This is a genomic window from Actinacidiphila sp. bgisy160, from assembly GCF_965342435.1.
GTDB lineage: Bacteria > Actinomycetota > Actinomycetes > Streptomycetales > Streptomycetaceae > Actinacidiphila.
Map to the genome: position 1 here is coordinate 1 of NZ_CBDRCM010000034.1, position 22,975 is coordinate 22,975.

General features: G+C 68.7%; 18 protein-coding genes and 2 pseudogenes. 7 read left to right on the forward strand and 13 right to left on the reverse strand.

Features of this window, described 5'->3' with window-relative positions:
- Positions 1-129: 129 nt before the first annotated feature.
- The 7 genes and pseudogenes from ACRWNP_RS24300 to ACRWNP_RS24330 all read right to left on the reverse strand — a co-directional run.
- Positions 130-255, reverse strand: a pseudogene (locus ACRWNP_RS24300) (IS630 family transposase); the annotation flags it as partial.
- A 165-nt stretch (positions 256-420) separates the two neighbouring features.
- A complete protein-coding gene (locus ACRWNP_RS24305) occupies positions 421-1,365 on the reverse strand; it encodes an NADP-dependent oxidoreductase (RefSeq protein WP_431964745.1) in 945 nt (314 codons plus the stop codon).
- A gap of 268 nt (positions 1,366-1,633) precedes the next feature.
- Positions 1,634-3,076: an MFS transporter gene (locus tag ACRWNP_RS24310; protein ID WP_431964747.1), complete on the reverse strand. Its 1,443-nt coding sequence runs from the start codon at positions 3,074-3,076 to the stop codon at positions 1,634-1,636.
- A 74-nt stretch (positions 3,077-3,150) separates the two neighbouring features.
- Positions 3,151-3,747, reverse strand: a complete 597-nt coding sequence (locus ACRWNP_RS24315; protein ID WP_431964749.1) for a TetR/AcrR family transcriptional regulator — start codon at positions 3,745-3,747, stop codon at positions 3,151-3,153.
- A gap of 94 nt (positions 3,748-3,841) precedes the next feature.
- Positions 3,842-4,183 carry a GNAT family N-acetyltransferase gene (locus ACRWNP_RS24320; RefSeq protein ID WP_431964751.1) on the reverse strand — a complete coding sequence of 114 codons (342 nt, stop codon included), beginning with the start codon at positions 4,181-4,183 and terminating at the stop codon, positions 3,842-3,844.
- Between the two features lie 97 nt (positions 4,184-4,280).
- On the reverse strand, positions 4,281-5,198 hold the full coding sequence (locus ACRWNP_RS24325) for an NADP-dependent oxidoreductase (protein ID WP_431964753.1): 918 nt from the start codon (positions 5,196-5,198) through the stop codon (positions 4,281-4,283).
- Positions 5,199-5,628: 430 nt separating this feature from the next.
- Entirely contained in the window at positions 5,629-6,672 is a 1,044-nt protein-coding gene (locus ACRWNP_RS24330; RefSeq protein WP_431964755.1) for a zinc-binding dehydrogenase, read from the reverse strand.
- A gap of 653 nt (positions 6,673-7,325) precedes the next feature.
- Between ACRWNP_RS24330 and ACRWNP_RS24335 the strand changes: the two genes are divergently transcribed.
- Positions 7,326-7,955 carry a TetR/AcrR family transcriptional regulator gene (locus ACRWNP_RS24335; protein ID WP_431964757.1) on the forward strand — a complete coding sequence of 210 codons (630 nt, stop codon included), beginning with the start codon at positions 7,326-7,328 and terminating at the stop codon, positions 7,953-7,955.
- Positions 7,956-7,964: 9 nt separating this feature from the next.
- Here the strand turns inward: ACRWNP_RS24335 and ACRWNP_RS24340 are convergent, their stop codons facing one another.
- The 4 genes and pseudogenes from ACRWNP_RS24340 to ACRWNP_RS24355 all read right to left on the reverse strand — a co-directional run bounded on the left by ACRWNP_RS24340 (position 7,965) and on the right by ACRWNP_RS24355 (position 15,277).
- Positions 7,965-8,270: a GNAT family N-acetyltransferase gene (locus tag ACRWNP_RS24340; RefSeq protein ID WP_431964759.1), complete on the reverse strand. Its 306-nt coding sequence runs from the start codon at positions 8,268-8,270 to the stop codon at positions 7,965-7,967.
- Between the two features lie 757 nt (positions 8,271-9,027).
- Positions 9,028-9,165, reverse strand: a pseudogene (locus ACRWNP_RS24345) (dihydrofolate reductase); the annotation flags it as partial.
- Positions 9,162-9,959 (reverse strand): thymidylate synthase, encoded by a 798-nt coding sequence (locus ACRWNP_RS24350; RefSeq protein WP_431964761.1) that lies wholly within the window; start codon positions 9,957-9,959, stop codon positions 9,162-9,164. The gene ACRWNP_RS24350 and the pseudogene ACRWNP_RS24345, both read right to left, overlap by 4 nt.
- A gap of 674 nt (positions 9,960-10,633) precedes the next feature.
- Positions 10,634-15,277 carry a family 78 glycoside hydrolase catalytic domain gene (locus ACRWNP_RS24355; protein ID WP_431964763.1) on the reverse strand — a complete coding sequence of 1,548 codons (4,644 nt, stop codon included), beginning with the start codon at positions 15,275-15,277 and terminating at the stop codon, positions 10,634-10,636.
- Positions 15,278-15,924: 647 nt separating this feature from the next.
- Between ACRWNP_RS24355 and ACRWNP_RS24360 the strand changes: the two genes are divergently transcribed.
- Positions 15,925-16,656, forward strand: a complete 732-nt coding sequence (locus ACRWNP_RS24360) for a phosphotransferase family protein (RefSeq protein WP_431964765.1) — start codon at positions 15,925-15,927, stop codon at positions 16,654-16,656.
- Between the two features lie 145 nt (positions 16,657-16,801).
- Here ACRWNP_RS24360 and ACRWNP_RS24365 read toward each other — a convergent pair whose 3' ends face one another.
- Positions 16,802-16,999, reverse strand: coding sequence for a hypothetical protein (locus tag ACRWNP_RS24365; RefSeq protein ID WP_431964767.1), 198 nt, complete (start codon positions 16,997-16,999; stop codon positions 16,802-16,804).
- A gap of 361 nt (positions 17,000-17,360) precedes the next feature.
- On the opposite strand from ACRWNP_RS24365, the gene ACRWNP_RS24370 reads away from it, so the two are divergent.
- The 4 genes from ACRWNP_RS24370 to ACRWNP_RS24385 all read left to right on the forward strand — a co-directional run bounded on the left by ACRWNP_RS24370 (position 17,361) and on the right by ACRWNP_RS24385 (position 21,165).
- Entirely contained in the window at positions 17,361-18,170 is an 810-nt protein-coding gene (locus tag ACRWNP_RS24370; protein ID WP_431964769.1) for a universal stress protein, read from the forward strand.
- A gap of 49 nt (positions 18,171-18,219) precedes the next feature.
- A complete protein-coding gene (locus tag ACRWNP_RS24375) occupies positions 18,220-18,903 on the forward strand; it encodes a hypothetical protein (RefSeq protein ID WP_431964771.1) in 684 nt (227 codons plus the stop codon).
- A gap of 478 nt (positions 18,904-19,381) precedes the next feature.
- Positions 19,382-20,209 (forward strand): universal stress protein, encoded by an 828-nt coding sequence (locus ACRWNP_RS24380; RefSeq protein ID WP_431964773.1) that lies wholly within the window; start codon positions 19,382-19,384, stop codon positions 20,207-20,209.
- A gap of 407 nt (positions 20,210-20,616) precedes the next feature.
- Positions 20,617-21,165 carry a hypothetical protein gene (locus ACRWNP_RS24385; protein ID WP_431964775.1) on the forward strand — a complete coding sequence of 183 codons (549 nt, stop codon included), beginning with the start codon at positions 20,617-20,619 and terminating at the stop codon, positions 21,163-21,165.
- A gap of 139 nt (positions 21,166-21,304) precedes the next feature.
- Here ACRWNP_RS24385 and ACRWNP_RS24390 read toward each other — a convergent pair whose 3' ends face one another.
- Positions 21,305-21,742, reverse strand: a complete 438-nt coding sequence (locus ACRWNP_RS24390; RefSeq protein ID WP_431964776.1) for a restriction endonuclease — start codon at positions 21,740-21,742, stop codon at positions 21,305-21,307.
- Positions 21,743-22,231: 489 nt separating this feature from the next.
- Between ACRWNP_RS24390 and ACRWNP_RS24395 the strand changes: the two genes are divergently transcribed.
- Positions 22,232-22,912, forward strand: a complete 681-nt coding sequence (locus ACRWNP_RS24395) for a hypothetical protein (RefSeq protein ID WP_431964778.1) — start codon at positions 22,232-22,234, stop codon at positions 22,910-22,912.
- Positions 22,913-22,975: the final 63 nt, after the last annotated feature.

Here is a 22,975-nt window from a genome sequence, read left to right on the forward strand (position 1 = left end):
CAGGACACCAGCCCCGCCGGCCGACGGCCCTGACTGGTGATCAGTCCTCCCGCAGCTGCCCCGTGTCCTCGCGGCGGAGCTCACCGGCGGGCCGGGGCAGCTCGGCGGCGGCCGGCTCCTCCATCCGGGTTACCGAGGCTGTAGGCGTGGTGTCGTTGGGGTGAGTCCGGTTTCGGTGAGGCAACCGTCGATGGGGTCGCTGCGGTTCTGGATCTTTCGGTCGCCGAGGCGGAGCGCGCGGATGAGGTGATCGGGGCCGGCAAGGATCCGCTCGCGAATCGCCTGCCGTTCGGGCGGCAGCCCACCACCTCCGTCAAGACTCGGTAACCGGACTTCAGGTGGGCGGCTTCGTCGAGCACCCGAGGTCAGAGCGAGGAAGAAGTGGCTTTCGTGGCTCGGCCGGTTCGTGTCCCTCATCTCTCACGAGCGAACGCGGATGATCGTCTTCCCGCTGATCCGCTCGGTCGAGTTGAAGGCAGCCACGGCATCATCGAGGGTTGCGACCCGGCCGATGTGCGTCCGCAACCGCCCGTCCCTCACCTGTCGAGCGATCTGGCCGAGTTGCGCGCGATCGGACACGACAACGAAGTCGACCGCCCGACCGTCGGCCGGCCGTACCTCAGGCACACCGGCGACCGTCACCAGCGTTCCTCCGGCTCGAACCAGACCCGTGGACCGCCTTCCGATGTCGCCGCCGAAGACATCAAACACCAGATCGACCTTGCCGACGTCTTCCAGCGCGTCGTTCTCGAGATCGACGAACTCCTGCGCGCCGAAGTCGAGCGCGGTCTGACGATGGGCGGCGCGTCCGGTACCGATGACGTATGCGCCGGCCTCGCGTGCGAGCTGCGTCACCATCGAGCCGACCGCGCCGGCTGCGCCGTGCGCGAGGATGCTCTGCCCCGGGAGGAAGTGGCCGTACTCGAACAGTCCCTGCCAGGCGGTCAGGCCCGCCATCGCGACGCCCGCGCCCACCGTGAAGCCGACGTCGCCCGGCAGCGGCGCGAGGTTGCGCGCCTCGACGACGACGTACTGCGCCAGCGTGCCGTCGCGGGTCCAGTCCGTGAGGCCGAAAACCCGCTGACCGACCGACAAACCCGCCGTTCCATAGCTGAGAGAGGTGACCACCCCAGCCACCTCGTGGCCCGGGATTGACGGCGTCCGGTCTCGGCCGAGCCGATCGATCCAGGTAGAGGGCCACTCAAGCTCATTCCCGGTGAACCCTGAGGCATGGACTTCAACGACGACATCGCCGTAGTTCGCCCCCTCGAGACTGGCGAGCCTCACCGCATCCGGGTCGGGCCGCTCCACCAGCTCCATCCCCGCCGTTCCCGCGGCCCGGTCCGTCACCACAATCGCTTTCATCTGGACATCTCTCCTGTGGCAGTTCTCGATTACCCCGTTGTGACGCCATGAGGGGGCTTCGCCGTATTCACGACATTAGCGAAACCGCTTGACCGCCTTGCCTCGCCACTTCGGACGGGTCGAAGGCGGTGACGATTTCGCCGGCTGAGCCACGGCGCCGTTGTCTGTCCGCGGCCGGCGCTCCCGGACTTGCCGGCCGACGCGAACCGCGTATGCAGGCTGGACCGGCGTGTCAGGGGCCTCGCGATGACGGCGAGGTTCGTCCTGATCACTCACCGCGCCGAGCGTTACCTGCCCTTTCGGTGTGCGGGTCGCGTGCGGCGAGAACACTGAAGAGGGTGGCGACGATGGCGAGTGCGGCGTATCCGAGGGCGATCTGAGGCAGCGAGAAAGTGTTCGAGAGTTGGCCGGAGATGAGGCTGGGGAAGGCGGCTCCGCTGTAGCAGAGGAGGTAGATGGCGCTGAAGACCGGTGCCCGGTCGGCGAGGGTGCTGCCGTGCAGTAGGCCGCGGGTGGCGGAGCTGATGGCGATGCCTTGGCCGGTGCCGGCGATGATGGTTGCGGCGATGAGCAACGCCAGTGTGCCTACGGTGATCGCTGCCATGAGGCCGATCCATCCGGTCAGGAAGATGATCATGCCGATGCGTTGGCCCGCCGCGGATGTGAACCGGCCGCCGATGGGCGCGCCGAGAACGCTGGGGGCCAGGTAAAGGGCGAACAAAAGTCCGAGGGTGAGCGAACTGTGGGTGTGGAATTGATCCGCGACCAGTGCGGGCATGAAGGCCTGGTAGAAAGCGCCGGTCGCCCAGGTGGCCAGGAACACCGCGGCCGCGGCAGGGAGCAGATGCCTGGCCCGGGCCGGTATGCGGACCCGGGGCAGCAGTGATCGCCAAGCGCCCGGCGTCGGCTGCGCGGTTTCCGGGCTGATGACGATGAGTGCGGCGGACAGTACGAGGAAACCGGCGCAAACCAGGTAGACGAGATGGCGTGGCCAGGGGCCGAACTGGACCAGGCCGCCGGAGGCGATGGCGCCGAGCGTGAGGCCGAGCATGGGTCCCTGGCTGGAGGAGACGGATGCCAACCACTCCGGCCTGGTGGGTGCGGCGTCGACGATGTAGGAGGCCAGGCCGCTACTGGCCACCCCCGTACCGACACCCATCAGTAGCCGACCGGACAGCAGGGTCCCGATGTCGTGCACGGTCAGCAGCAGTAGACAGCCCAGCAGGAGCAGACCGAGACTGACGATCGCAGTGGGCCGTCGGCCCAGGTGATTGGACAGTCGTCCCAGCACCAACAGTCCGGCGATGGTGCCGACGGAGTTGCTGACGACGGCCAGTGAGACCCCGGCGTTGGTGAACCCGTCCTCGGCCCGGTAGGTGTTGAACAAGGGGATGGGTGCGGCCGACGCGGCGAACGCGGCCACCAGGGAGACCACCCCGGAGGAGAATGCGAGTTGGAGCGTTCTTCCCCGGCGAGTCAGGTCGATCACTGGTGCCACGTCCTGCATCGAGCGGTGCCTTTCCAAGAGTCGGTAAGTCATGTCCTGAGATCGGTCTGGACGCTTCGGCCTGCGCGAGCGCGGCGCGGCGCGGCGCGTCATGCCCGTAAGCTGCGCCGACTCGGGTGAGTGATCGGTGTCGTGTACGCGGTGCCGGCGCCCATGGTTGTGGTCCGTCGATCCGGTGCTGGGCGGCGCGGCGAACGAGGCCATCAGGGAGACCACCGCACATGGGGAAATGCCTCGCGTTCGCCATGGACCTCTCGTGCCGCCTCGTGCACCGCGTATCAGTCCACGGTGTACGTCTTCACGTGGGCCAGCGCCATATTCATGGCGATGCGCATCGGTTCGACGTCGCGTGTCATCTGGGCGAGCAAGTAGCTTCCCTGCAGTGCGGCCATCACGGACACAGCGAGCTTGGCGGGATCGGCCTCCTCCTTGAGCGAGCCGTTCTCCCGCATCCGGATCAGGCCGGCGGTGATCAGCTCCTGCCATTCGCCGAACTTCTCAGCGAGCAGGTCTCGGGCCGTGGGATCCTGAGCCGCGCGGGATCCGACGAGTGCACCCAGAGCGCACCCGTAAGCCCCGTCCTGGAGAGAGTTGAGGCGGATGATCGATTCGGTCCAGCGCTCCAGGGCTCGGAAGGAGCTCATCCGTTCCAAGTGCTGTCGGTCGCGATCGAGAATCTGCTGAGCGCGCAACTCGATCACCGTGAGTACAAGTTCGTCTTTGTCCGCAAAATGGCGATGGAACTGCGACGCGCTGGTCCTGCTCGCCGCGCGCACGTCATCCAAGGTCACCGCGTTGACACCTTTGACGTAAAAGAGCTCTGCAGCGGCCTGGATCATGCGAACACGTGCCGTGGCTCCGCTGGTGCTCGCCATTCTCTGCCCCTTCTGAGAGATGTGAAATCGATGGCGACGCGCAGCCACGAGAACCCCGCGGCGCCTCGTTCCGCCGCAGGCGGCGGCGGGCGCCTCAGTCGTGGGCGTCGTCGGCGGCCTGCGACCCGAGATCGAGAATCTCGTGGAACTGGGGGTGCTTCTCGATGAAGCGATCCACGACGGGGCACCGGTTGGTGACTGCCGCGTGCTCCCGCAGCAGGTCGGACAGCGCCTCGCGGATCAACGCGGTCCCCAGGCCGCGGCCACGGTAACCCTCCTGGACGTACGTGTGCGTCAGGCTGTAGTGAGTGCCCTTGCGCTCGTAGGCGAGCAGCCCCGCGTAGTTGCCGTCCTCTTGAACCTCGTAAAATCTGTTGTCTTCGTCCTTGGCGACTCTGACCGAGCCGCTCGCGTCGGTCCACAGCACCTTTGCCATCGCCGTTCCTGTGTCTGTGCCGGCTCCGCCTGGCTGACGGGGCAGTCCTATCGGTCAACAAGTGGACTGAATCGTCCATTGTAGGGTTTGTGGGCCGTTATGAACGAACGCGGATGATGGTCTTTCCCCTGACCCGCTCGGACGGATTGAAAGCCGCGACGGCATCATCGAGCGTCGCGACGGTGCCGATGACCGTACGCAGCCGTCCGTCCCGCACCCGCTGGACCACCTCACCCAGCTGAACCCGATCGGGCTCCACAACGAAGTCGATGGCCAGACCGTCCACAGGTCGCGCCCCTGGCGGGCCGGCGATGGTCACCAGCGTTCCTCCGGCGCGAATCAGGCGCGCGGACCGTTTCCCAGTGTCGCCACCGATGACGTCGAACACCAGATCAACTCCGCCGGCGTCCTCCAGCGTGTCGTTGTCCAGGTCGACGAACTCGGCCGCGCCGAAGTCAAGCACCGCCTGACGATCGGCGGCACGTCCGGTGCCGATGACGTAAGCACCCGCCTCGCGCGCGAGCTGCGTCACCATCGATCCGACTCCGCCGGCCGCGCCGTGCACGAGGACGCTCTGCCCCGGCTGAAGCCGGCCGTGCTCGAACAGCCCCTGCCACGCCGTCAGGCCCGAGATCGGCAGACTCGCGCCTACCGTGAAGGCGACATCCCCGGGCAGCGGCGCGAGGTTACGCGCTTCGACGGCCGCGTACTCCGCCAGCGTGCCGTCGCGAGTCCAGTCCGTGAGGCCGAAGACCCGCTGTCCCACAGACAACCCCGTCGTGCCATAGCCGAGGGCACTGACCACTCCAGCGAGCTCATGGCCAGGGATCGATGGCGTCCGGTCGCGGCCGAGGCGGTCCGTCCAGTTCGAGGGCCACGTCAGCTCCCCCGGGGTGAATCCGGACGCATGCACCTCAACAAGCACATCGTTCCCCGCCGGCTCGGGCTTGGGACGCTCCGCCAGCCTCATTCCGGCCGTTCCCGCGTCCTGATCGGTCACAACAATCGCCCTCATCGGGTGTCTCCCTCTGTCCCGTCGTCTCCCCTGCGCCACGCGCGGCAGCTGCAAGCGCCTCAAAAGTGAACTAAAGAGTCCACAAACTCGCCTGAACTTGGACTCTAGCAGCATACTCAAGTCGCTGACTGGTCGAGATAGTCCCATTTGAGGCTCAGTGCCTCATCGCAGGACCCGGCCGGACGCGCCGGTGCCTGGGGTCGGATCTCCAGGCGATGGTGACGACGGACAGACCTGGGGACCGACCTGCCGCCCATGCCGAAGGTGCCTCAGGCGGCCGGCTGATCGCGCCTGCACGCCACCGCTCTCGGCGGCCGGCCCGCCGCGGTTGGCCGTCACGGCGCCGTGGCGGCGACGAGCAGGCGACCTCGCGGGGCCCGACCGCAGCCGGTGGGGTGGGGACTGCGCCGCACCCCGACCGTGTCCGGGGTCAGGGCTTGATGAACACCTTCAGGCTCTTGCGGCCGGCCATGTCCTGGTAGCCGGCTGGAACGCCGTCCAGGTCGGTGGTGGCGTCGAAGACCTTTCCGGGCTCGACCGTGCCGCTCAGGACGTCGGGCAACAAGTCCTCGATGTAGGCGCGGGCCGGTGAGGGGCCGCCGGCCAGGCGGATGTTGTGGCGGAAGAGGCTGCCGACGCCAATGGGCGCCTCCTCGTACTGAGGGGCGCCGACCCGGCTGATGACCCCGCCTGGCCGGACGTCGCCAAGGGCCTGATCATAGGCGGGCCTGGTGCCGACGGCCTCCAGGACCACGTGCGCGCCGTACCCGCCAGTGAGCTCGCGGACGGTTTGGACCCCTTCTTCGCCGCGGGCGGAGACGACATCGGTCGCGCCGAACTCGCGGCCCAGGTCGGTGCGCGACGGATGGCGGCCCATGAGGACGATCTGCTCGGCACCCAGGCGCCTGGCGGACAGCACCGCCATCAGCCCGACGGCACCGTCGCCGATCACCGTGACGCGGGTGCGTTCGTCGACTCCGCCTGACACGGCAGCGTGGTAGCCGGTGCAGAAGACGTCGGAGAGCGTCAGCAGGGAGGGAATGAGGGCCGAATCCGCTGCGACGGGGAGTGCGACGAGGGTGCCGTCGGCCAGGGGGACGCGGATGGCTTCGGCCTGGGCGCCCTCTTCCGCCTCGCCGTCCCAGAAGTTCGCCTGTGGGTGGATACAGGAGCTGGTCAGACCCTCACGGCAGAACTCACATGTGTTGTCGGAGATACTCCAGGGTGAGACGACCAGGTCGCCGCGCTTGAGGGTGGACACCTCCGAGCCGGTGTCCTCGACGATGCCTATGAACTCGTGGCCCATCCGGGCCGGACCGTCCTCGGGCTTCATCGAGGCGTACGGCCACAGGTCCGTGCCGCAGACGCAGGATGCGGTGATCCGCACCAGGGCGTCGGTCGGGCGCTTGATGACGGAGTCGGGCACGTTCTCGACGCGGACGTCACCAGCGCCGTACATAAGTGCTGCGCGCATCGTTATGCTCCTTTTCCACGTGGTGCCGGCGGGAGTGGTGGTGCGTTTCCGGCCGGCCGCTGAGCGGAGAATGTCGCTGCTGGGCTGGCGGCGGCCGTTGTCCCATGTCGAACCGAGTTCGCCCTGCTCCGCCGTCGCACCTTTTCCGGTGACCACAGCGCTGGCGTTGATTGCGGAACGGAGTCGTTTACCCTCCCGGTAGGCGCCGTGGCCGGGCCGTCTGGTCGTGCACTCGTCCCGCCGGCGATAGTCGTCGGTTATCAGCTCCATAAGATTGGGAGCCCGCCGTCCTCTTCCGTTATAACGCAAACGAGAGGACCATGTAGTCCGTGGAGTGGACGCCCCGGGATGTCGCCGTTCTCGGAGTCCCCACCGTGCTCGCAGGGACCTGATGCGTGTCGACGCGGGCTGCTGCCTGGTCAGCGCGGGGCAGTCGGGTCGGATCCGTATTCGCGCGTTCCCACGATTCGCATCCGGTACGAGGCAGAGGTGGTCCATCTGACAGCAGGTCGCGCGCACCTGCGAAGGCCGCAACTCACGCACCCGACGCCCCGGTGGGCACGGAGCAGCCGACTGGTCACCCCCCAGTGCGCGTCGGCAGGACTCCCGGACTCTTCCGTAGACCGGTGATCGCGCGTAGTAATATCGGGCACATGTCCGTAGATGATGCTCCTCGGCAAGAGCGGCGCCTGACCTCGCGTGGGGCTGTCACACGCGACCGCATTGTTCAGGCCGCTGCCGACCTTTTCTATGTGCGGGGCGTCAACGCGGTCTCACTCGACGACGTACGAGCGACAAGCGGGACGAGCAAATCGCAGCTTTATCGCCACTTCGCGGACAAAGACCAGCTTGTCCACAGTGTCATCGAGCTGCGGACCGATCAGGTCCTGAACCGTGATCGCCAAATGCTGGAGCGGATGAATTCCATTCGCGCGCTCGAGCGATGGAGCGACAAGCTCATCCATCTCAACTCTCTGCAGCACGGCGCCTACGGGTGCGCGCTGGGCTCGCTCGTCAGCGCCCGGGCGGCACAGGACCCGACGTCGAGGAGCAAGCTCGCCGAGACCTTCGCCGAGTGGCAACGGCTCATCTCGGCAGGCTTGAAGCGCATGCAGGAGAACGGCTCGCTGCGTGAAGGGGCGGACCCGGAGCAGCTCGCCACCGCTGTCATGGCCGCCTTGCAGGGTGGCTATCTGCTGGCTCAGACCGCCCAGGACGTCGAGCCGATGCGCGTCGCCATGCATATGGCGTTGAACCACGTACGCTCCTACGTCGTGGACTGAACCGGATCCTCAGCTCGACGAAGGCGAGACCCAGGTGCCTGAATGTCTCGTGTCGACCAGGCTGGTGTATTCGGGATTCTTGCGTATGAACCTGTCGACAACCGGACAGTAATTTGAAATTGTGTTTCCGTGGATGCGCAAGAAGTCCAGGGTGCACTTGATGAGCACATTGGAGAGACCTCGCCCGCGGAATGGTTCGTTGATGACCGTATGCATCAGAACGCGTCGATTGCCGATTTCGCGATAACCCATGTGGCCGGCCGTCTCACCGGCTACGGAGATCTCGTAGCGATGGTCCTTCTCGTTGTTCCTCACCTCCACGGACGATTCCGCGGCTGAAAACAGAACGTGAGGCATCTCGGCCCTCCAGTCGATCGCGAAAGCCCGTGATGGGAGAGTTGCCGGAAGTCGCTCGGCGGCCGCCGTGAAGGCCTTCGGTCTCCGGCCGAGCCGGTGGGAGGGGACCGCCTGCTCCGGCTCTGGCGCAGCGCGTCCCAGCCTAAGCAAAGAGGACGAAACAGTCCAGTCTGGCTTTGGGGGCATCCCGTCGGCGCACGCTGCGACTCACAAGGGAGGGCCGCACGCTTGCCCGCACGCAGAGGCCGCCCTACGGGGCACCGGCTTTCGCGGGTACGCAGGCCGCGGCCATGCGCCTCTTGGCAGACGCCCCAGGGGATCGCAGATCACCCTCCGTCAGCTTCGCGCTCCGCTTCCCGTCGACGCGCCCTGCTCTGCCGCAGATAGGATTATTGATCCCATCCGGGTCATATCGCTCGATGATGGTCAGGGAGCGGCAGATGGACGCCTCGGACGAACTACTCCAGAGGGCTGCACCGTCGGCTCTTTTGAACCTGAACGGTGTCATCCGTGGCCTCAACGCCGCAATGGCCGCAGCGCAGGGCAGGCCCAGGGACCAGTGCATAGGCTGCGACTTCGGTGATCACTGCCCGGAGGGCCAGTCCCGGGAGTCCTGCCCGACATCGACTACCCCGAGGAGACCTTCACTTTGGAAAAGGTCGCCGCGCTGGTCATGGTCACCGACGGCCTGGTCGAAGGGCCGGGAATTCCACGTCTTGCGCCCCATCACCACGGGATGGCCGAGGGCGGTTGCCTTGATATGTGCCATGTCCTCAGGCAGGCGCCACGGAATCGCATTGCCGCACCGATCACGCCCATCAAGGGTCTGCGCCCAGATCAGCCCGACGTTCATACCGCGACCGGGGCCTTGATGGCTGGGTGGTGCTGGTAGTCGAGCACCTCCACATCGGCGTAGGCATAGTCGAAAAGCGAGTTGGCTCGGCGCAGATGCAACGCGGGAAACTCAAACGGAGTGCGCGAGAGCTGCTCGGTCACCTGCTCGACGTGATTGTCGTAGATGTGGCAGTCGCCGCCGGTCCAGATGAAGTCGCCGACCTTGAGGCCGGCCTGCTGAGCCACCATGTGCGTGAGCAGGGCATAGCTGGCGATGTTGAACGGGACGCCGAGGAACAGGTCCGCGCTGCGCTGGTACAGCTGGCAGGAGAGCTTGCCGTCGGCGACGTAAAACTGGAAGAAGGCGTGACAGGGCGCGAGAGCCATCTTGTCGACCTCGGCGACGTTCCAGGCGGAGACGATCATCCGGCGGGAGTCCGGGTCCCGGCGCAGAGTGTCGAGAACCTCGCTGACCTGGTCGATGTGCCTGCCGTCCGGGGCGGGCCAGGACCGCCACTGCGCGCCGTAAACCGGACCGAGCTCGCCGTTCGCGTCGGCCCATTCGTCCCAGATGGTGACGCCGTGCTCCTGCAACCAGCCGACGTTCGAGTCGCCACGCAGGAACCAGAGCAGCTCGTACACGATGGACCTGAGATGCACCTTTTTGGTGGTGACAAGCGGGAACCCCTGTGAGAGGTCGTAGCGTAGTTGGTGCCCGAAGACACTTCGGGTGCCGGTGCCCGTCCGGTCGGCTTTGGCCGTCCCGGAGGTGAGCACCAGCCGCAACAGGTCTTCGTACTGGGTGTCCGCCACGGCGGTCGAGTCTACTGGCCGCCGACAGGCACGCACTCGACGGTCACGTCTCCCCGTACACCGAGGCACCGGCGTGAGGCTCAGCCCCGGCGGCGGGCTGCGGAGTCGCCTTCACAACCTGCCGGGCGACGGCGTCGACGCCGGCGCGGGCACACCACTCCGCACGCGCCGCCGCCAGCTCGGCCAGCACCTCCGGCAGCGCAGGGTCGTCGATGGCGGCGATGGGGAAGACGGGCGGGACCGGTGGGCGCCGGTTCGCCGGCGAGCATCCACCCCCACGTCGTCAGCGAGATCCGGTGGATCCGCGCGGAGTACTTGGCGATTCCCGCGCCGGTGAGGTATCGCTCGACCGCCGCGGTGCACGACGAGGGCGGGGAGGACGGAGGCACCACCCGGGCGCGCGGCAGCCGGAGAGCACCCCCGCTCCCGAGTCCGGTCGCTGGTTCGATCGTCACACCCGCCTTGCTCCCCTGCCCTGCCGCAGTAAATGCTTACACCTCACCTCGGCGGCCGGAACGTCCCGCCGCAGGTCGCGCAGATCACGGTAGAGACTCGCCGCAGTAGATCCGGCATTTACTGCGACAGCATCCTGACGAGTCGAGACAGGGGAGCCCAGTCGTGTGCCTGAGAACCCGCGCCGGGGGTCCTCAGGCACACGACCGTGACCGGCGGCATCAGCCGACCGGCACCACCCACACGTCGGCGATCGAGGGGTCGTAGTCGCCGCCGGTGTCCTGGAAGCGGAGCCGGACGGTGCCGTCCGACGTGCCGGCGGAGGGTTCGACCACGAACTGGTGGGTGACGGTGCCCTGGCCGCCCTCGCTTCGCCTCAGGTCGACGCTGTGCACCACCTCGCCGTCGGCCCGGACGTCATAGGTCTTGCGCCGGGCACCGTCGAAGGTCTCGACGATGCGGACCACGAAGCGACCACTGGCCGGTACGGCGGCGTCGAACTCGAACCAGCCACCCGGGTAGGAAGAGTGGCTGTAGCGCCGTGTCAGCCCGGCCTCGATGTTCGTCCCCGAGTGCTCCGACGCCGTCAGCCGGTGGGCGGACTCCGACGGCCCGTCACCGAGGTCGACATGGTCGCTCGTCCGCGCGGGTGGGGTGGGCAGCGAGACCGCGATCGTGCCGGTCGCCTGCTCCGCCGTCGTCGCGCCGGTCGCCGCGGTGACCGTGGCCGCGCCCTCCACGACGGTGAGCGGCACCGTCACGACGGCATCGACCCTTGTCCGCTCCCCCGGGTCCAGGTGGTAGCCGACCGGGTTCGGCGTCGCCCAGCCGTCGGGGAGGTCGAGCGTGAGCTTGCCGGACTGCACCACCTCGGTGCGGTTGGTCAGCACCGCGGCGACGGTGGCCTCCTCACCCGGGCCCACCGGATCAGGCGTACTGGACACACTGTCGATGGCGACGCCGGGGGCGACCACCAGGCCCGCCGACACCGGTAGCGTCGCCGTTCCTCCCCCGTACCGGTAGGACACCGATCCGGTGAGGTCGGCCACGGACGCCTGCGCGTCCGGCGCGACCGTGACGTCGTAGGCGTGCTCGACCGTACCGCCCGCACCAGCGGTGGACGCGTGCCGGCCCACGGACCTCACCGTCCATCCGCCGGGCGCCCGCAGTGACGAATCGAGGCCGGTCAGCTGCCGCTTGCCGGTGCTCGCCAACGCCACCGTCACGCGGACGACGTCGCCCGGGAGGATCTCGTCGGCCGGCACGTCCAGCGTGGCCACCGCGCCGACCAGCCGCGACGATGCCCGCGACAGGGTCCGCTCGATGCCGGTCAGCGCATCACGCAGCACCGTGGCCGCCGTCTTGTCGATGGTGCCCTGATCGGCGTACGTCCGCGTCCATCGGTCGAGGTCCGCCACGGCGGCGAGCGCACGGTGCACCGCGGCGGCGGTCAGCCGCGCGTCCGCGCCCTGGTCCTGCAGGTGCCACGCGGCGTCGAGCTCCTTGCGCATCGCAGCGGTGCGCGTCTGCAGGTGACCCTTGGCGATCTTGCCGGGACCACGTGCCGGCAGCGCGTCGACGTCGTCGGCGAACGACGCCGCTTGTGCTTGGGCCGCCCCCAGGTCCCCGAGCACCGGGTCGACCGCGAACGCATAGCGCCCCGAGCCGACTTCCAGCACCACCGCCCCGTCCGCCCGCTCGACGTACGTCACGTCGGCGACTTCGCCGATCGGCCTGCCGCCCTCGGTGACCGCCCAGCGGTTCGGCGCCGGGATGCGCACCTGGGCGGTGGTGTTCGCCGGCACGGTGACGTCGAGCATCATCGCCCCGCTGGTCGTGTCCCATGCGCTGCGGACCGTGCCGTACGGGGTCTCGTGGCTGAAGTCGACGTGGTCGATGCCCTCACCGGGCTCGGGGGCGATGAGCACCTTGCGGTAGCCCGGTTCCGCCGCCGAGACGCCCGCCATGGTGCGGTACATCCACTCGCCGACCGCGCCGTACGCGTAGTGGTTGAACGAGTTCATCCCCATGTCGTTGAAGGTGCCGTCGGGGTTGATGGAGTTCCACCGTTCCCAGACCGTGGTCGCGCCCTTCCCGATCTCGTAGCCCCACGACGGGTAGTCCTTGTGCTGCAGCAACCGGTAGGCGATGTCGGAGCGGCCCGCCTCGGTGAGTGCCGGCAGCAGTCCGTCGACGCCGAGGAAGCCGGTCGACAGGTGGTAGTCGCGGCGCTCGAGGGTCTTGACGAACTTGGCGACGATCGCGTCGCGCCGGTCGGCGGGGGCGAGGTCGCCCGTCAGTGTCAGTACGTACGAGGTCTGGCTGTCGCCCTTCACGGTGCCGTCGGCGCCGATGAACGCCGCCTGGTACGCCGACCTGACCGCCTCATAGCGCTGTTGGTAGGCCGCCGCGTCGCCGTCCCGGCCGATGGCGGCCGCCATTTGCGCGAACTCTCGTGTGCTCTTGGCGACGAACGCGGTGTCGAGTACGTCGGCCGGGGTCGCGTCGTCGAGGTTGAGCCAGTCGAGATAGCCGCCGGCGGAGCGGATGTGGCCGGTGGAGTCGGAGTCGAGGAAGTCGACGTACCGCTTCATCATGTCGTAGTTGTCGCGGATGACGTCGGTGTCGCCGTACGCCTGCCACAGCGTCCACGGCACGTGTACGCCGGCGTCCATCCAGCCGGCCGACTCGTAGCCGCCGTCGAAGCGGCCGGGGACCACGGGGGCGACGCCGGGCAGCGAGCCGTTGGTCCGCTGGGTGTCGCGCAGGTCCTGCAGCCACTTGCTCAGGAAGGACCGTGCGTCCATGTTGTAGACGGCGGTGCGGGCGAAGACGTTGATGTCGCCCGTCCAGCCCATCCGTTCGTCGCGCGCGGGGGTGTCCGTGGGGATCGACAGGAAGTTGCCGCGCATGCCCCAGACGATGTTGCTGTGCAGCTGGTCGACCAGGTCGGAGTTGGTGTCCAGGCTGCTGGTGAGGTCCCCGTCGGTGCCGACGACGACACCGACCAGGTCCTTGGCCGCCGGGGCCTCGTCGACGCCGGATATCTCGACGTACCGGAAGCCGTGGAAGGTGAACGACGGCTCGAAGGTCTCCGGCTGGTCGGTGGCGAAGGTGTAGTGGTCGGTCGCTTTCGCGCTGCGCAGGTTCGCGGTGTAGAGCGTTCCGTCGGGGTTGAGCACCTCGCCGTGCCGGACCCTCACCGTCCGGCCCGGCTCGCCCTCGAGGGTCAGGCGTACGTGGCCGACCATGTTCTGCCCGAGGTCGTAGAGGTAGGTGCCGGCGGTCGGCGAGTCGATGCGCTTCGCGGTCCTGAGTTCCTGGGTGACCCGTACGTCGACCGCGGTCTGTGGTTCGAGCACGTTCACCGGCTCGTCGCGGACGTCCGCCGCGGCCCAGTTCGCGTCGTCGAAGCCGGGCCTGTCCCAGCCGGCGACCTGCTTCGCCACCCGTGCGTCGTAGGACTCGCCGTCGAGCAGGTCGGCCTCGCGGGTCGGACCGCCGGTGGTGGTCCAGGTGCCGTCGGTACGGACGGTGGTACTGGTGCCGTCGGTGAACTCGACCAGCATCTCGGCGATCACCGAGGTGTCCTTGCCGTAGACGTCGGTGCCGAACATGGCGACCTTGCCGCTGTACCAGCCCGGTGCCACCTCGGCGCCCAGTACGTTGGCGCCACCGCGGACCTGCCGGGCCACGTCGTAGGTCTGGTAGTCGATGCGTTTGTCGTACGCCGTCAAGCCGGGCGCGAGTTCCGCGCTGCCGACCCGCTCCCCGTTGAGCCGCAGTTCGTACACCCCTCGTGCCGATGCGTAGACGCGTGCCCGGGCGACCTTCTTGCCGCCGAGATCGAACTCCTTGCGCAGCAGCGGGACCGGCTCGTCGCGGCGCAGCCAGGCCTCGCCGCCCGCGCTGTCGACGCGCAGGCCGCCGGCGGTGACGGTGCCGGAGGCGAAGGTACGGTCGCCCGCCGGGAAGGCGGTGTCGACCAGGACGGTGCCGTCGGCGCTGGTGACCGTGACGTCGCGGACCAGGCCGCGCTCCGCGCCGCTGGTACGGAAGCCCATCGTGCCGGGGCCGCCGAACGTCGCGTCGGTGCGCCGGTCCAGCCGCTCGCCGTCGACGGTGGTGGTGATCGTGTCGCCGTCGACGGCGATCGCGTAGTCGTGCTCGGCGGCGAAGTCGAAGCCGGCCGGGAACGGTGTCGCTTTGAGGACGGAGTAGCCGCTGTCGCGTTTGACGTGCGGGCGCAGCGCGTCGTCGGTGTCGCTGATCTGCCACATGTAGGCGTTCTCGGTGTCCTGACCGCGGAAGTAGACGCCGAGCGCCCCGTTGATGCCGGAAGCCGTGAACTTGACGGTGTAGTCGGTCCACTTGGCACCGAGCGCCGGTGTGTCCGCACCGATCCACGAGGCCGTCCACGACTGGCCGCCCAGAGCGGTGCCGAACGTGGCGGGGTCGCTCCATCGCGAGGCGACACCCCGGTCGTCCCAGACCCGGACGGACCAGACGTAATCCGTATGCGGCTGCAGCGCGGGGCCGCCGTAGCGGACGTCGGTCGACTGACGGGAGGAGACCTTGCCGCTGTCCCAGACGTCGGGGTCGCCGAGGCGGTCGGCCGAAGAGGCGACGTGTATCTCGTAGGCCCGCTGTGTGACGCCGCGGCGCTCGGAGGCGAGCCGCCAGCCGAGGGCGGGCGCCGCGGGCGGGATACCGAGCGGGGCGTCAAGGGCGTTGACCGTCAAATGGCCGACGCTCGTTGCAGCGGCGGGGGCGGGGGCGGCGGGTGGACTCGCTGCCGTCGCCGTCGCGGTTGCCACCACGACGAAGACTGATGCAGCGACCACGGCGGCGATCTGCTGACGCACGGGTGCTCCTCACGAGGCGTGTTGAATCGCTTCAATCACACTCTGAAGGCCATCACACCACCATGGCAACGGGTTGCGCAGACTTGATGAAACAGATTCGAGAGATCAGTGAAACGGTTTAACTGTGCGGGTCATCGAATCCACGTGGTGGCGGGTTGACCCGGCGGCCCGGCCACGAGCCCCATCGCCCGCGCTGAGGCGGGTCTGCGAAGTCCTGCTGCCCGGGAGGCAACCCGGTCCGGACCGGGCCCGCACGCGAGCGCCGCCTTGTTCCTCAGTCCCTCACGCGGACGGGACTCGAAGGGAGGCCACAGCAAGCGGCGTTCGTCGTTGAGCAGACGACTGCGGGCCACACGGCACGGACCCGGGGCCGGCATGGCCCGGGACCTCGTACCGCGTCCGGCCACCCAGGCTGCGGGGTGCGGATCTCTTCGGTTTCGGACTCTGCGGCACCATGAGAGCGCCGAATCCTCGGTCACCGCCGCGGCGTGCCCGAGTTCGATCCTGCAGACGGAGCAGGAAACCGGAAGGACGGAACCGTGGGCCACGATGTACCTGCGGACTTGCTGGACATTGTCGATGCGCTTCTGCCGGGCGCCCCACTGGATCGGGCGCGCCTGGCAGAGGACGGCAACATCCATCACGTCGTGCTGCTGCCGCAGGTCGCGGCCGTGCGCATCAGCAAGCGTCCGTCGGCAGCGGAGGCGCTGCCGCGAAGGATGGAGTTGCTGCGGGCCGTCGGGGCCGCCGGTCTGCCGTTCGCCGTACCGGAGCCGCTCACGCCGGTCGCGGTCTTCGACGGCCGTGCCGCGGTCGCCGTGTCCTGGATCGACGGCGCCGCACTGCCCGAAGGCGAAGGCGACCCCGAGCACATCGGGAAACTTCTACGGGACCTGCGGGAAGTCCCCCTTGCTGCCGGGCTCCGCCAGGCCCTGGCCACGACCCGGGAACCGTCCCCACGGGGCTGGGCCGGCATCCTGGCCGAGGACGTCATCCCCCGCCTGCCCGTACGATGGCGCGACGAAGGCCGGCGTCGCCTGGACAACGCCATGGCCCTGGACCCGGTGCCTGACGCACTCGTCCACGGTGATCTCGCCGGTTCCAACGTGCACTGGAGCTCCGACGGGAAGCTGATCGGCGTCCTGGACTGGGACCTCGCGCTGCCCTTCGATCCCGCCATCGATGCGGCCTGCATGGCCTGGCACGGCTGGGACACCGTCCGCCGCGCCGTCGACCACGACACCTACCGACGCGCACGGGTGTGGGACCAGACCTTCGGTATCGGACACCTGATCGCGGTCCTGCCCGGCAAACCGTTGTCCAACGTGGACAGCTACGTCGACCACATCGTGCCCTGGCTCGAACACAACACCGCCTGACGTCAGCCCGGCCAGGGGCCCGAAGCGAAGGGGACCCGTAACCGGGCCGCCGGGACAAGGGCGGCGGCCATGTGCGGCCCGCCGAGTACGAGTGGCACCCAAGCCGCACATCGCAGTGACATCCACGCCGAAGCTCACATGTGCGTCACCGCTGGTACTTGTCGGTGTACTGCGGCCCGTCCTGCTCGGCCTTGCATCCCTCACTGCTGGCGGGCATGCCGTGGGAGAGCACGAGGGCGTAGGCCTGCGGGACGAAGTCGCAGCCCCTGCCGGACCACTGGGACGCGAGGAACGTCCAGCCGACGGCGGCGGCGGCAAGCGTGTACTTGGTCTTGGCGTTCATACGAATGACCGTGCCTCGGTGACGCCGGGCAATCATGACCCGGATCGGGATTTACGTGTAAGTATGACCGGATTGCGATCACATGCGCGACTCGGCGTTCAAGGGCGGCCATACCCCGGGGCCGGTAACCGCGCTGGGCCCGGAACGCCGTCACAGCAGGCCACACCGCACAGCGTTACCACCGGTCAGGGCGCCACCGAGGATCCGGGTGCGCGCAAGCCGCGACCACCCCGGGAAGCAGCCCACCTCTTGGTCCAGCGGCCACCGACCCGCCGGCCGGCTGGCGACGTCAACCGGCCGGAGTGAAGCTGGGAGCTGCAGCAGCTGATGGGGAGACTGGAAGCCGATTGGTGGAGGCACAGTGGGCGGCCTGATCGTCGTAGGAGTGGATGGCTCGTCGTCAGGTGACGCCGCGGTGGTACAGGCCGCTCGGGAAGCGCAGCGACGCCGGGCGAGGCTCCGTGTGGTGTACGCCCTCAGTTGGCCGGTCAGGCCCATGTACGCGCCGCTGGACCCCTCGCCTTTCAACCGCTTGGCGCACGACGCCGCACAGCGTGCCCGGAGAGCGGCGCCCGATGTGGAGGTCGCCGCTGCCGTGATGCTCGGCGATGCGGTATCGGTGCTGACGGCTGAGTCGCGTGCCGCGGACCTGGTGGTCGTGGGCGGCCGCGGCACCGGAGGCTTCGTCGGCATGCTGCTGGGTTCGACGGCGGTGTCCCTGGCCGCCCACGGCGAGTGCCCGGTGATGGTGGTTCGCGAGGAACCGAACGACACCGGGCCGATCGTGCTGGCCGTCGACGGCTCCCCTCAGGGCGAGAGAGCGGTCGAATTCGCCTTCGAAGAAGCATCGTCGCGGAGAAGCGAGATCAGAGCCGTGCACGCCTGGCTGCCGGATCACGCGCCCCCCGGTACGGGCGCGGAGAGTGCGGAACGTCTGCTGGCCCAGGCGGTCGCCGGTCGCGGGGAGCGGTATCCGGACGTCACGGTCCGGCAGGAGGTGCTGAGCGGTGAAACCCGCGAGGTCCTCATCGAGGCCAGCAGGAACGCCCAGTTGATGGTTGCCGGAGCCAGGGGGCGCGGTGGCTTTTCCGGGATGCTGCTGGGTTCGGTGAGCCAGGCGCTGCTGCACCACGCGCACTGCCCGGTCGCGGTCGTCCGCGGGAGGGCGTGACCGCTCGGGCCGCGGCCGGAACGGATCGACCCCACCACTGGAGACCGACGTGCTGCGGTCCGTCAGGCTCCTCACCGACCACGACGTCGTGCACCGCACGCGTCGCGCGCGTTACCTGTCCGGGCGGATCTGCGACCACCCCATTCCCGCGTACGTCGACGAGCAGGGCGTGGATCCCGGGCGGTGCACGGAGACCTTCGCCGAGGTCGAACTGGAACTGGACAGCTGGCGCTGGTCCGGGACGACCTTCCGGCTGCGCAGCGGCAAATTGCTCGGCCAGGACCGCAAAGAGGTCGCGGTGCGCTTCCGCTCCGTACCCCACCTGCCCTTCGGCCATGAGGGAGAGGCCCTGCCAAACGTGCTCCGCTTCGGGCTGGAGCCGGACGGGCTGACCCTCGACATGACGGGCATCGGCGCACACGCCCAGACGCTCTCCCAGCTCTCGCTGACCGCACGGATGGAGCCGCCCGGCCTGGCTGCCTACGGCCGGCTCCTGCTGGACGTCATGAAGGGTGATCCGGCCCTGTCCATCCCTGGCGACGAGGCCGAAGAGGCATGGCGGGTACTGACCCCCGTCCTGAGCGCGTGGGAGAACAATCTCGTTCCGATGGAGGAGTATCCGGCTGGTTCCGACGGACCGCCTCCGCGGCCGCACGAGGCCGCGCAACGGCGGCGCAGCGGCCTGCTGCATCCCGAAGCGCTTCCGGTCGACGAATCCGATGGGCCGCACTGAGCGTGGATCCGCGTGCGTCGTGGTCACGAGCGTCGACCGGCCCGTCCGCGGTGGCACTCCTGTTGGCGCAGCGGCTGGACGCCCTTCGCGGACGGCGACGACTTCCGCTCCCGACTGGCACGGCCGCGATGTCGGCCGTCACGCCGCTCGACGACACCGACCACCGGCCCCGGTGCGGTGGTCGCAGGTCCCGCACTCAAGCGGCGGCACCGGGACACCCTGCTACCCCGGCGCACGTTGGCGCCGGGACGGGGAGGGCGCCGATCGGGCCGTCAAGTTTCGAAGCGCTCCCCGGAGGGCCCTCGGCGGGACGGAGGCCGGCACCCGACGGCTCCGCATCCCGCACACCCGGGATGCGCCCGGACAAGAGCGAAGGCAGTGTGTCCGAGTAGAGGGTGCGGCGTGCGATACACCCTCCGGCACCGGCAGCCGGAGTCGTCCACGTGATCGCTTGAAATCGCGCAGGCAAGGAGTCCCGGTGAGCAATGTGGTCGTAGCGGGCGTGGACGGCTCGGCGTCCAGTCTGGCGGCGGTGGAGGAAGCCGCCCGGGAAGCCCTGTGGCGCGATGCGGAGCTGCGGATCGTCCATGGGCTCGCTCTGCCTGTCATGCCGATGCATGTTCCGATGGATCCCTCACCACTGGGCCCACCCGAGGACAGCCTGCGGAAGGTGGCCGAACGCCTGGTCCGGGAAGCAGCAGAGCGCGCGAGGCGCGTGGCGCCGCCAGTGCGGGTCAGCCAAGCCGTGCTGAACGGGGACGCGTTGACGGCCCTTGAGCTGCAGTCGCGAACCGCGGACCTGGTGGTCGTCGGATCCCGGGGCATGGGCGGTTTCATCGGGATGCTGCTGGGGTCGACCGCGGTGTTCTTGACCGCTCACGGACAGTGCCCCGTCATGGTGGTGCGGGAACAGCCGGACACGTCCGGCCCTGTCCTGCTGGGCGTCGACGGTTCCACCGCCGGGGCCAAAGCGCTCGAATTCGCCTTCGCCGAAGCGGCGTTGCGCAGAGCTGAGATCATCGCCCTCCACGCGCACAGGAATCGGCCCGGTGCGACAGACGAGAGCGTGGATCTGACGAAGGTACTCGCAGGTCACCAGGAAAGGCATCCCGACGTCGCGGTGAGCCAGGCAGTGGTGGACGACGGCCCCCGTGAGGCACTGATCGAGGCAAGCAAGACCGCCCAGCTCACGGTGGTCGGCGCACGGGGACGCGGCGGATTCACCGGGCTGCTCCTGGGTTCGGTGAGTCAGGCTCTGCTCCATCACGCGCACTCCCCCGTCGCCGTGGTCCGCGGAAAGGGGTGAACCGCTGACGCGCACGGCGGGGACGGCCCGCGCCTGCCCCCCGGCGGTTCGAGGAGGCAGCGGAGGACCCGACGTTCGCCCACGGCTGCGGATGGCCTCGGCTCATCCGGGGTCACGCAGCCCGCGGTGCCCGGTGAAACCGTTCCGCCGGCACCGGCGTCCGTACGGGCCCCGTGATCACACGGAAGCGGTATGCGGCAGCGCCGTCGACGGGTGCGATGCCCGGGGCCCGGTCAAGCCGCCCAATGTGTACGGATCGGCAGCGGGGTGGGTGCGCATCGGCCGGGAAACTGTCATAGGGTTCGACCTTGATCGGCTCGCTGGGTCAGTTGCGGCACAGGGCAGTTCAGGTCAGATCAGGTCACAGTCAGGCAGTCGTCCGACGGGCACGTGCAGGGGAGCACAGCGTGAGTCTCATCAAGAAGGCATTCGAAGTCATCGAGAAGGGCTTTGACGCGGGGGGTGACGCCATCCACGACTTCACGGTCAACCGCCGCACGGCCGAGCTCTTCCTGAAGCTGGGTGTGGCGGTCTACGCCGAGCAGCGTCTTGGCGGCTCGCACGAGCCGGTGGAGCGGATGTTCGAGGCCCTGGAGGGCCACGTCGCCGAGAACGGCGAGGTGGAGCTCGACCACCTCAAGGAGGCCCGCGAGGTCCTGGGCGAGGCGTTCGTGGCCAAGCACACCGCGGAGATCGAGGCGACGGAGGCCGCAGAGGCCAAGGCCGCCGAGGAGGCCGTGGCCGCCGCTGCCGCCGCCGCTGCCGCCGTGACTCCCACCGCGCCTGTGGCGGCCCCCGCGGCGCCCGTCGCGGCGCCCGTCGCGGCCCCCGCGGTTCCGGCGCAGGCCCCCGCTCCTGCCGCTGCAGTCGAGGAGGTCCCCGCCGCCGTCGCTCCGGCTCCGGCTCCGGCTCCGGCTCCGGCTCCGGCTCCGGTGGAGTCCACCCCCGCCAACTGACCCACGTACCGAAGGCCCGGCGGACGTCGCAACGGCGTGCCGGGCCTTTCGCGTGCGGAGCGCCTGGCGGCAGCACTTGGCGCTGCTCGGCGAGCGCCCGGGAAAGGATTTGTCCGCCCGCGTCGGCGCGCCGGCACGGTCACATCTCCGGATGAAGCTTTCGGTTGGTACCGGAGCGATTGATGTCCGGACCGAGGAACGACATCAAGGGGGTACCGCTGTTCCAGAAGCCCAGGAGGTCGATGTCGATCAGCGTCAACTGCTGCTTGGCTGCGAACGTTCGAGCCTGCTGGGTGTACTTGCAGGAAGCGACGACGAGCGGCACATCTGCCCCGTGTTCTGCTCGAGCGGTTCCGTTGAACGTCTGAATGTCGCGACTGCCCACCGACCGGTGCCGCGCGTAGCGCTTGGACTGGATCACGAGTTTCCGGCCATCGGGCAGACAGCAGATGACATCGGCACCAAGGTCGCCGGCTCCACCTACGCGGCGGACTTTGGCGCAGCCGTCTCTGCGGCACGAGGCTGCCACATACTCCTCGAATTCCCGCTCACTCGACCTCGTCCAGCGATCGAACAACGTCTACACGGGCGAGCTTCACCAGCCGGACCCTTTCGGCGGCAGCCCCCCGGCGGCCCGCCCGCACCAGCCCTGCCACCACCGCGGCCGCAGCCACAACGGCCAACGCCACGCCCCAGACGACAACCACGCCCCGTCCCCCTCCCCAGCACGGCCGGCCGACCTCGCACCTCTTCGGTGCCCGCTTTCATCGGGAGCGATCCCCGTTCGGATGCGAGTACCGGAAATCAGCTCAGGTCTTCACCGGGACGTTCCACTTCCTGTGATGCCTCACGTCAACTACCGTCATTCCCCGCTGTCTTCGTGCCATCACGCCTCGGCGAGGAATCTGCCCTCTCTGGACGACGGCTTCTCTACCGGCTCTACCCGGGCTCAACACGACTGCCATGCGCGACTCGATAGGGGTGGTTCGCACACGGCGACAACTCGCATTGGCTCTCGGGTGGGTACTATCCGGGAGCAACACCCGATACACGAGGAGCGGCTGTCGTGTCCAACAACAACACCATTCAGGACCGGTATGCGACGCGTCTCGCAGAGGACCTGGACAACAACGCCAACGAGCGGGAAAAGGTCCGCGTGCAGTTGGCGGAACTCCAAAACCGGCTGGCACAGCTCGAGCAGGAGCGGGAGTGGTTGACCCACCTGCAGGGAACCGTGGCCGGTGCGCCGAGCGTCGCGATGCCGGCGCAACCTGCAGGTGAAGCGACCGCCGGCGACGAGACCGGCCAGCCGGAGGTGACACCTGCGGCCCAGCCCGTGCCCCGTCCGCGTGGGCGGAAGAAGCCGGCAGGCGAGCCGACGGCCCACAAGGCCCGGAAGAGGACGGCGGCCCCCGAGGACGTCAGGAAGCCCAAGCGCGCTACCTCACGATCCAGCGAACCCACGCTGCGCAGCCTGGTCGCGGACATCCTGGCCGCGAGCAGCGAACCGCGCATGGTCAGCGAGTTCGTCGACACCCTGGCCAAGCAGCACCCCAGTCGCGCCACGCCGAGCGCTCCCGTGGTGCGCAACACGTTGGAGGCGCTGGTGGCCAAGGGTCTCGCCGAGCGCTCCCGCCAGCAGGGCAGCGTCTTCTACACCCCCGCCTCAGTGCCGGCCCCCGACGCCGGCAACACGGTGGAGGCGAAGACGTCCGAGACGGGAGAGCCCGTCCCGGCAACGTCCTGACATCGAGCGCCTGTGGCAGGAGTCGGCGCGTCTCCTGCCACAAGCGAGCTTCAACCTGCCCCA

Bases quoted from the DNA above. Each gene is read 5' to 3' on its own strand.
- ACRWNP_RS24305 (WP_431964745.1), bottom strand. From the start codon at position 1,365: ATGAAAGCGATTGTGGTGACGGACCGGGCCGCGGGAACGGCGGGGATG.
- ACRWNP_RS24310 (WP_431964747.1), bottom strand. From the start codon at position 3,076: ATGGCCTCGTTCGCCGCGCCGCCCAGCACCGGATCGACGGACCACAAC.
- ACRWNP_RS24315 (WP_431964749.1), bottom strand. From the start codon at position 3,747: ATGGCGAGCACCAGCGGAGCCACGGCACGTGTTCGCATGATCCAGGCC.
- ACRWNP_RS24320 (WP_431964751.1), bottom strand. From the start codon at position 4,183: ATGGCAAAGGTGCTGTGGACCGACGCGAGCGGCTCGGTCAGAGTCGCC.
- ACRWNP_RS24325 (WP_431964753.1), bottom strand. From the start codon at position 5,198: ATGAGGGCGATTGTTGTGACCGATCAGGACGCGGGAACGGCCGGAATG.
- ACRWNP_RS24330 (WP_431964755.1), bottom strand. From the start codon at position 6,672: ATGCGCGCAGCACTTATGTACGGCGCTGGTGACGTCCGCGTCGAGAAC.
- ACRWNP_RS24335 (WP_431964757.1), top strand. From the start codon at position 7,326: ATGTCCGTAGATGATGCTCCTCGGCAAGAGCGGCGCCTGACCTCGCGT.
- ACRWNP_RS24365 (WP_431964767.1), bottom strand. From the start codon at position 16,999: ATGAACGCCAAGACCAAGTACACGCTTGCCGCCGCCGCCGTCGGCTGG.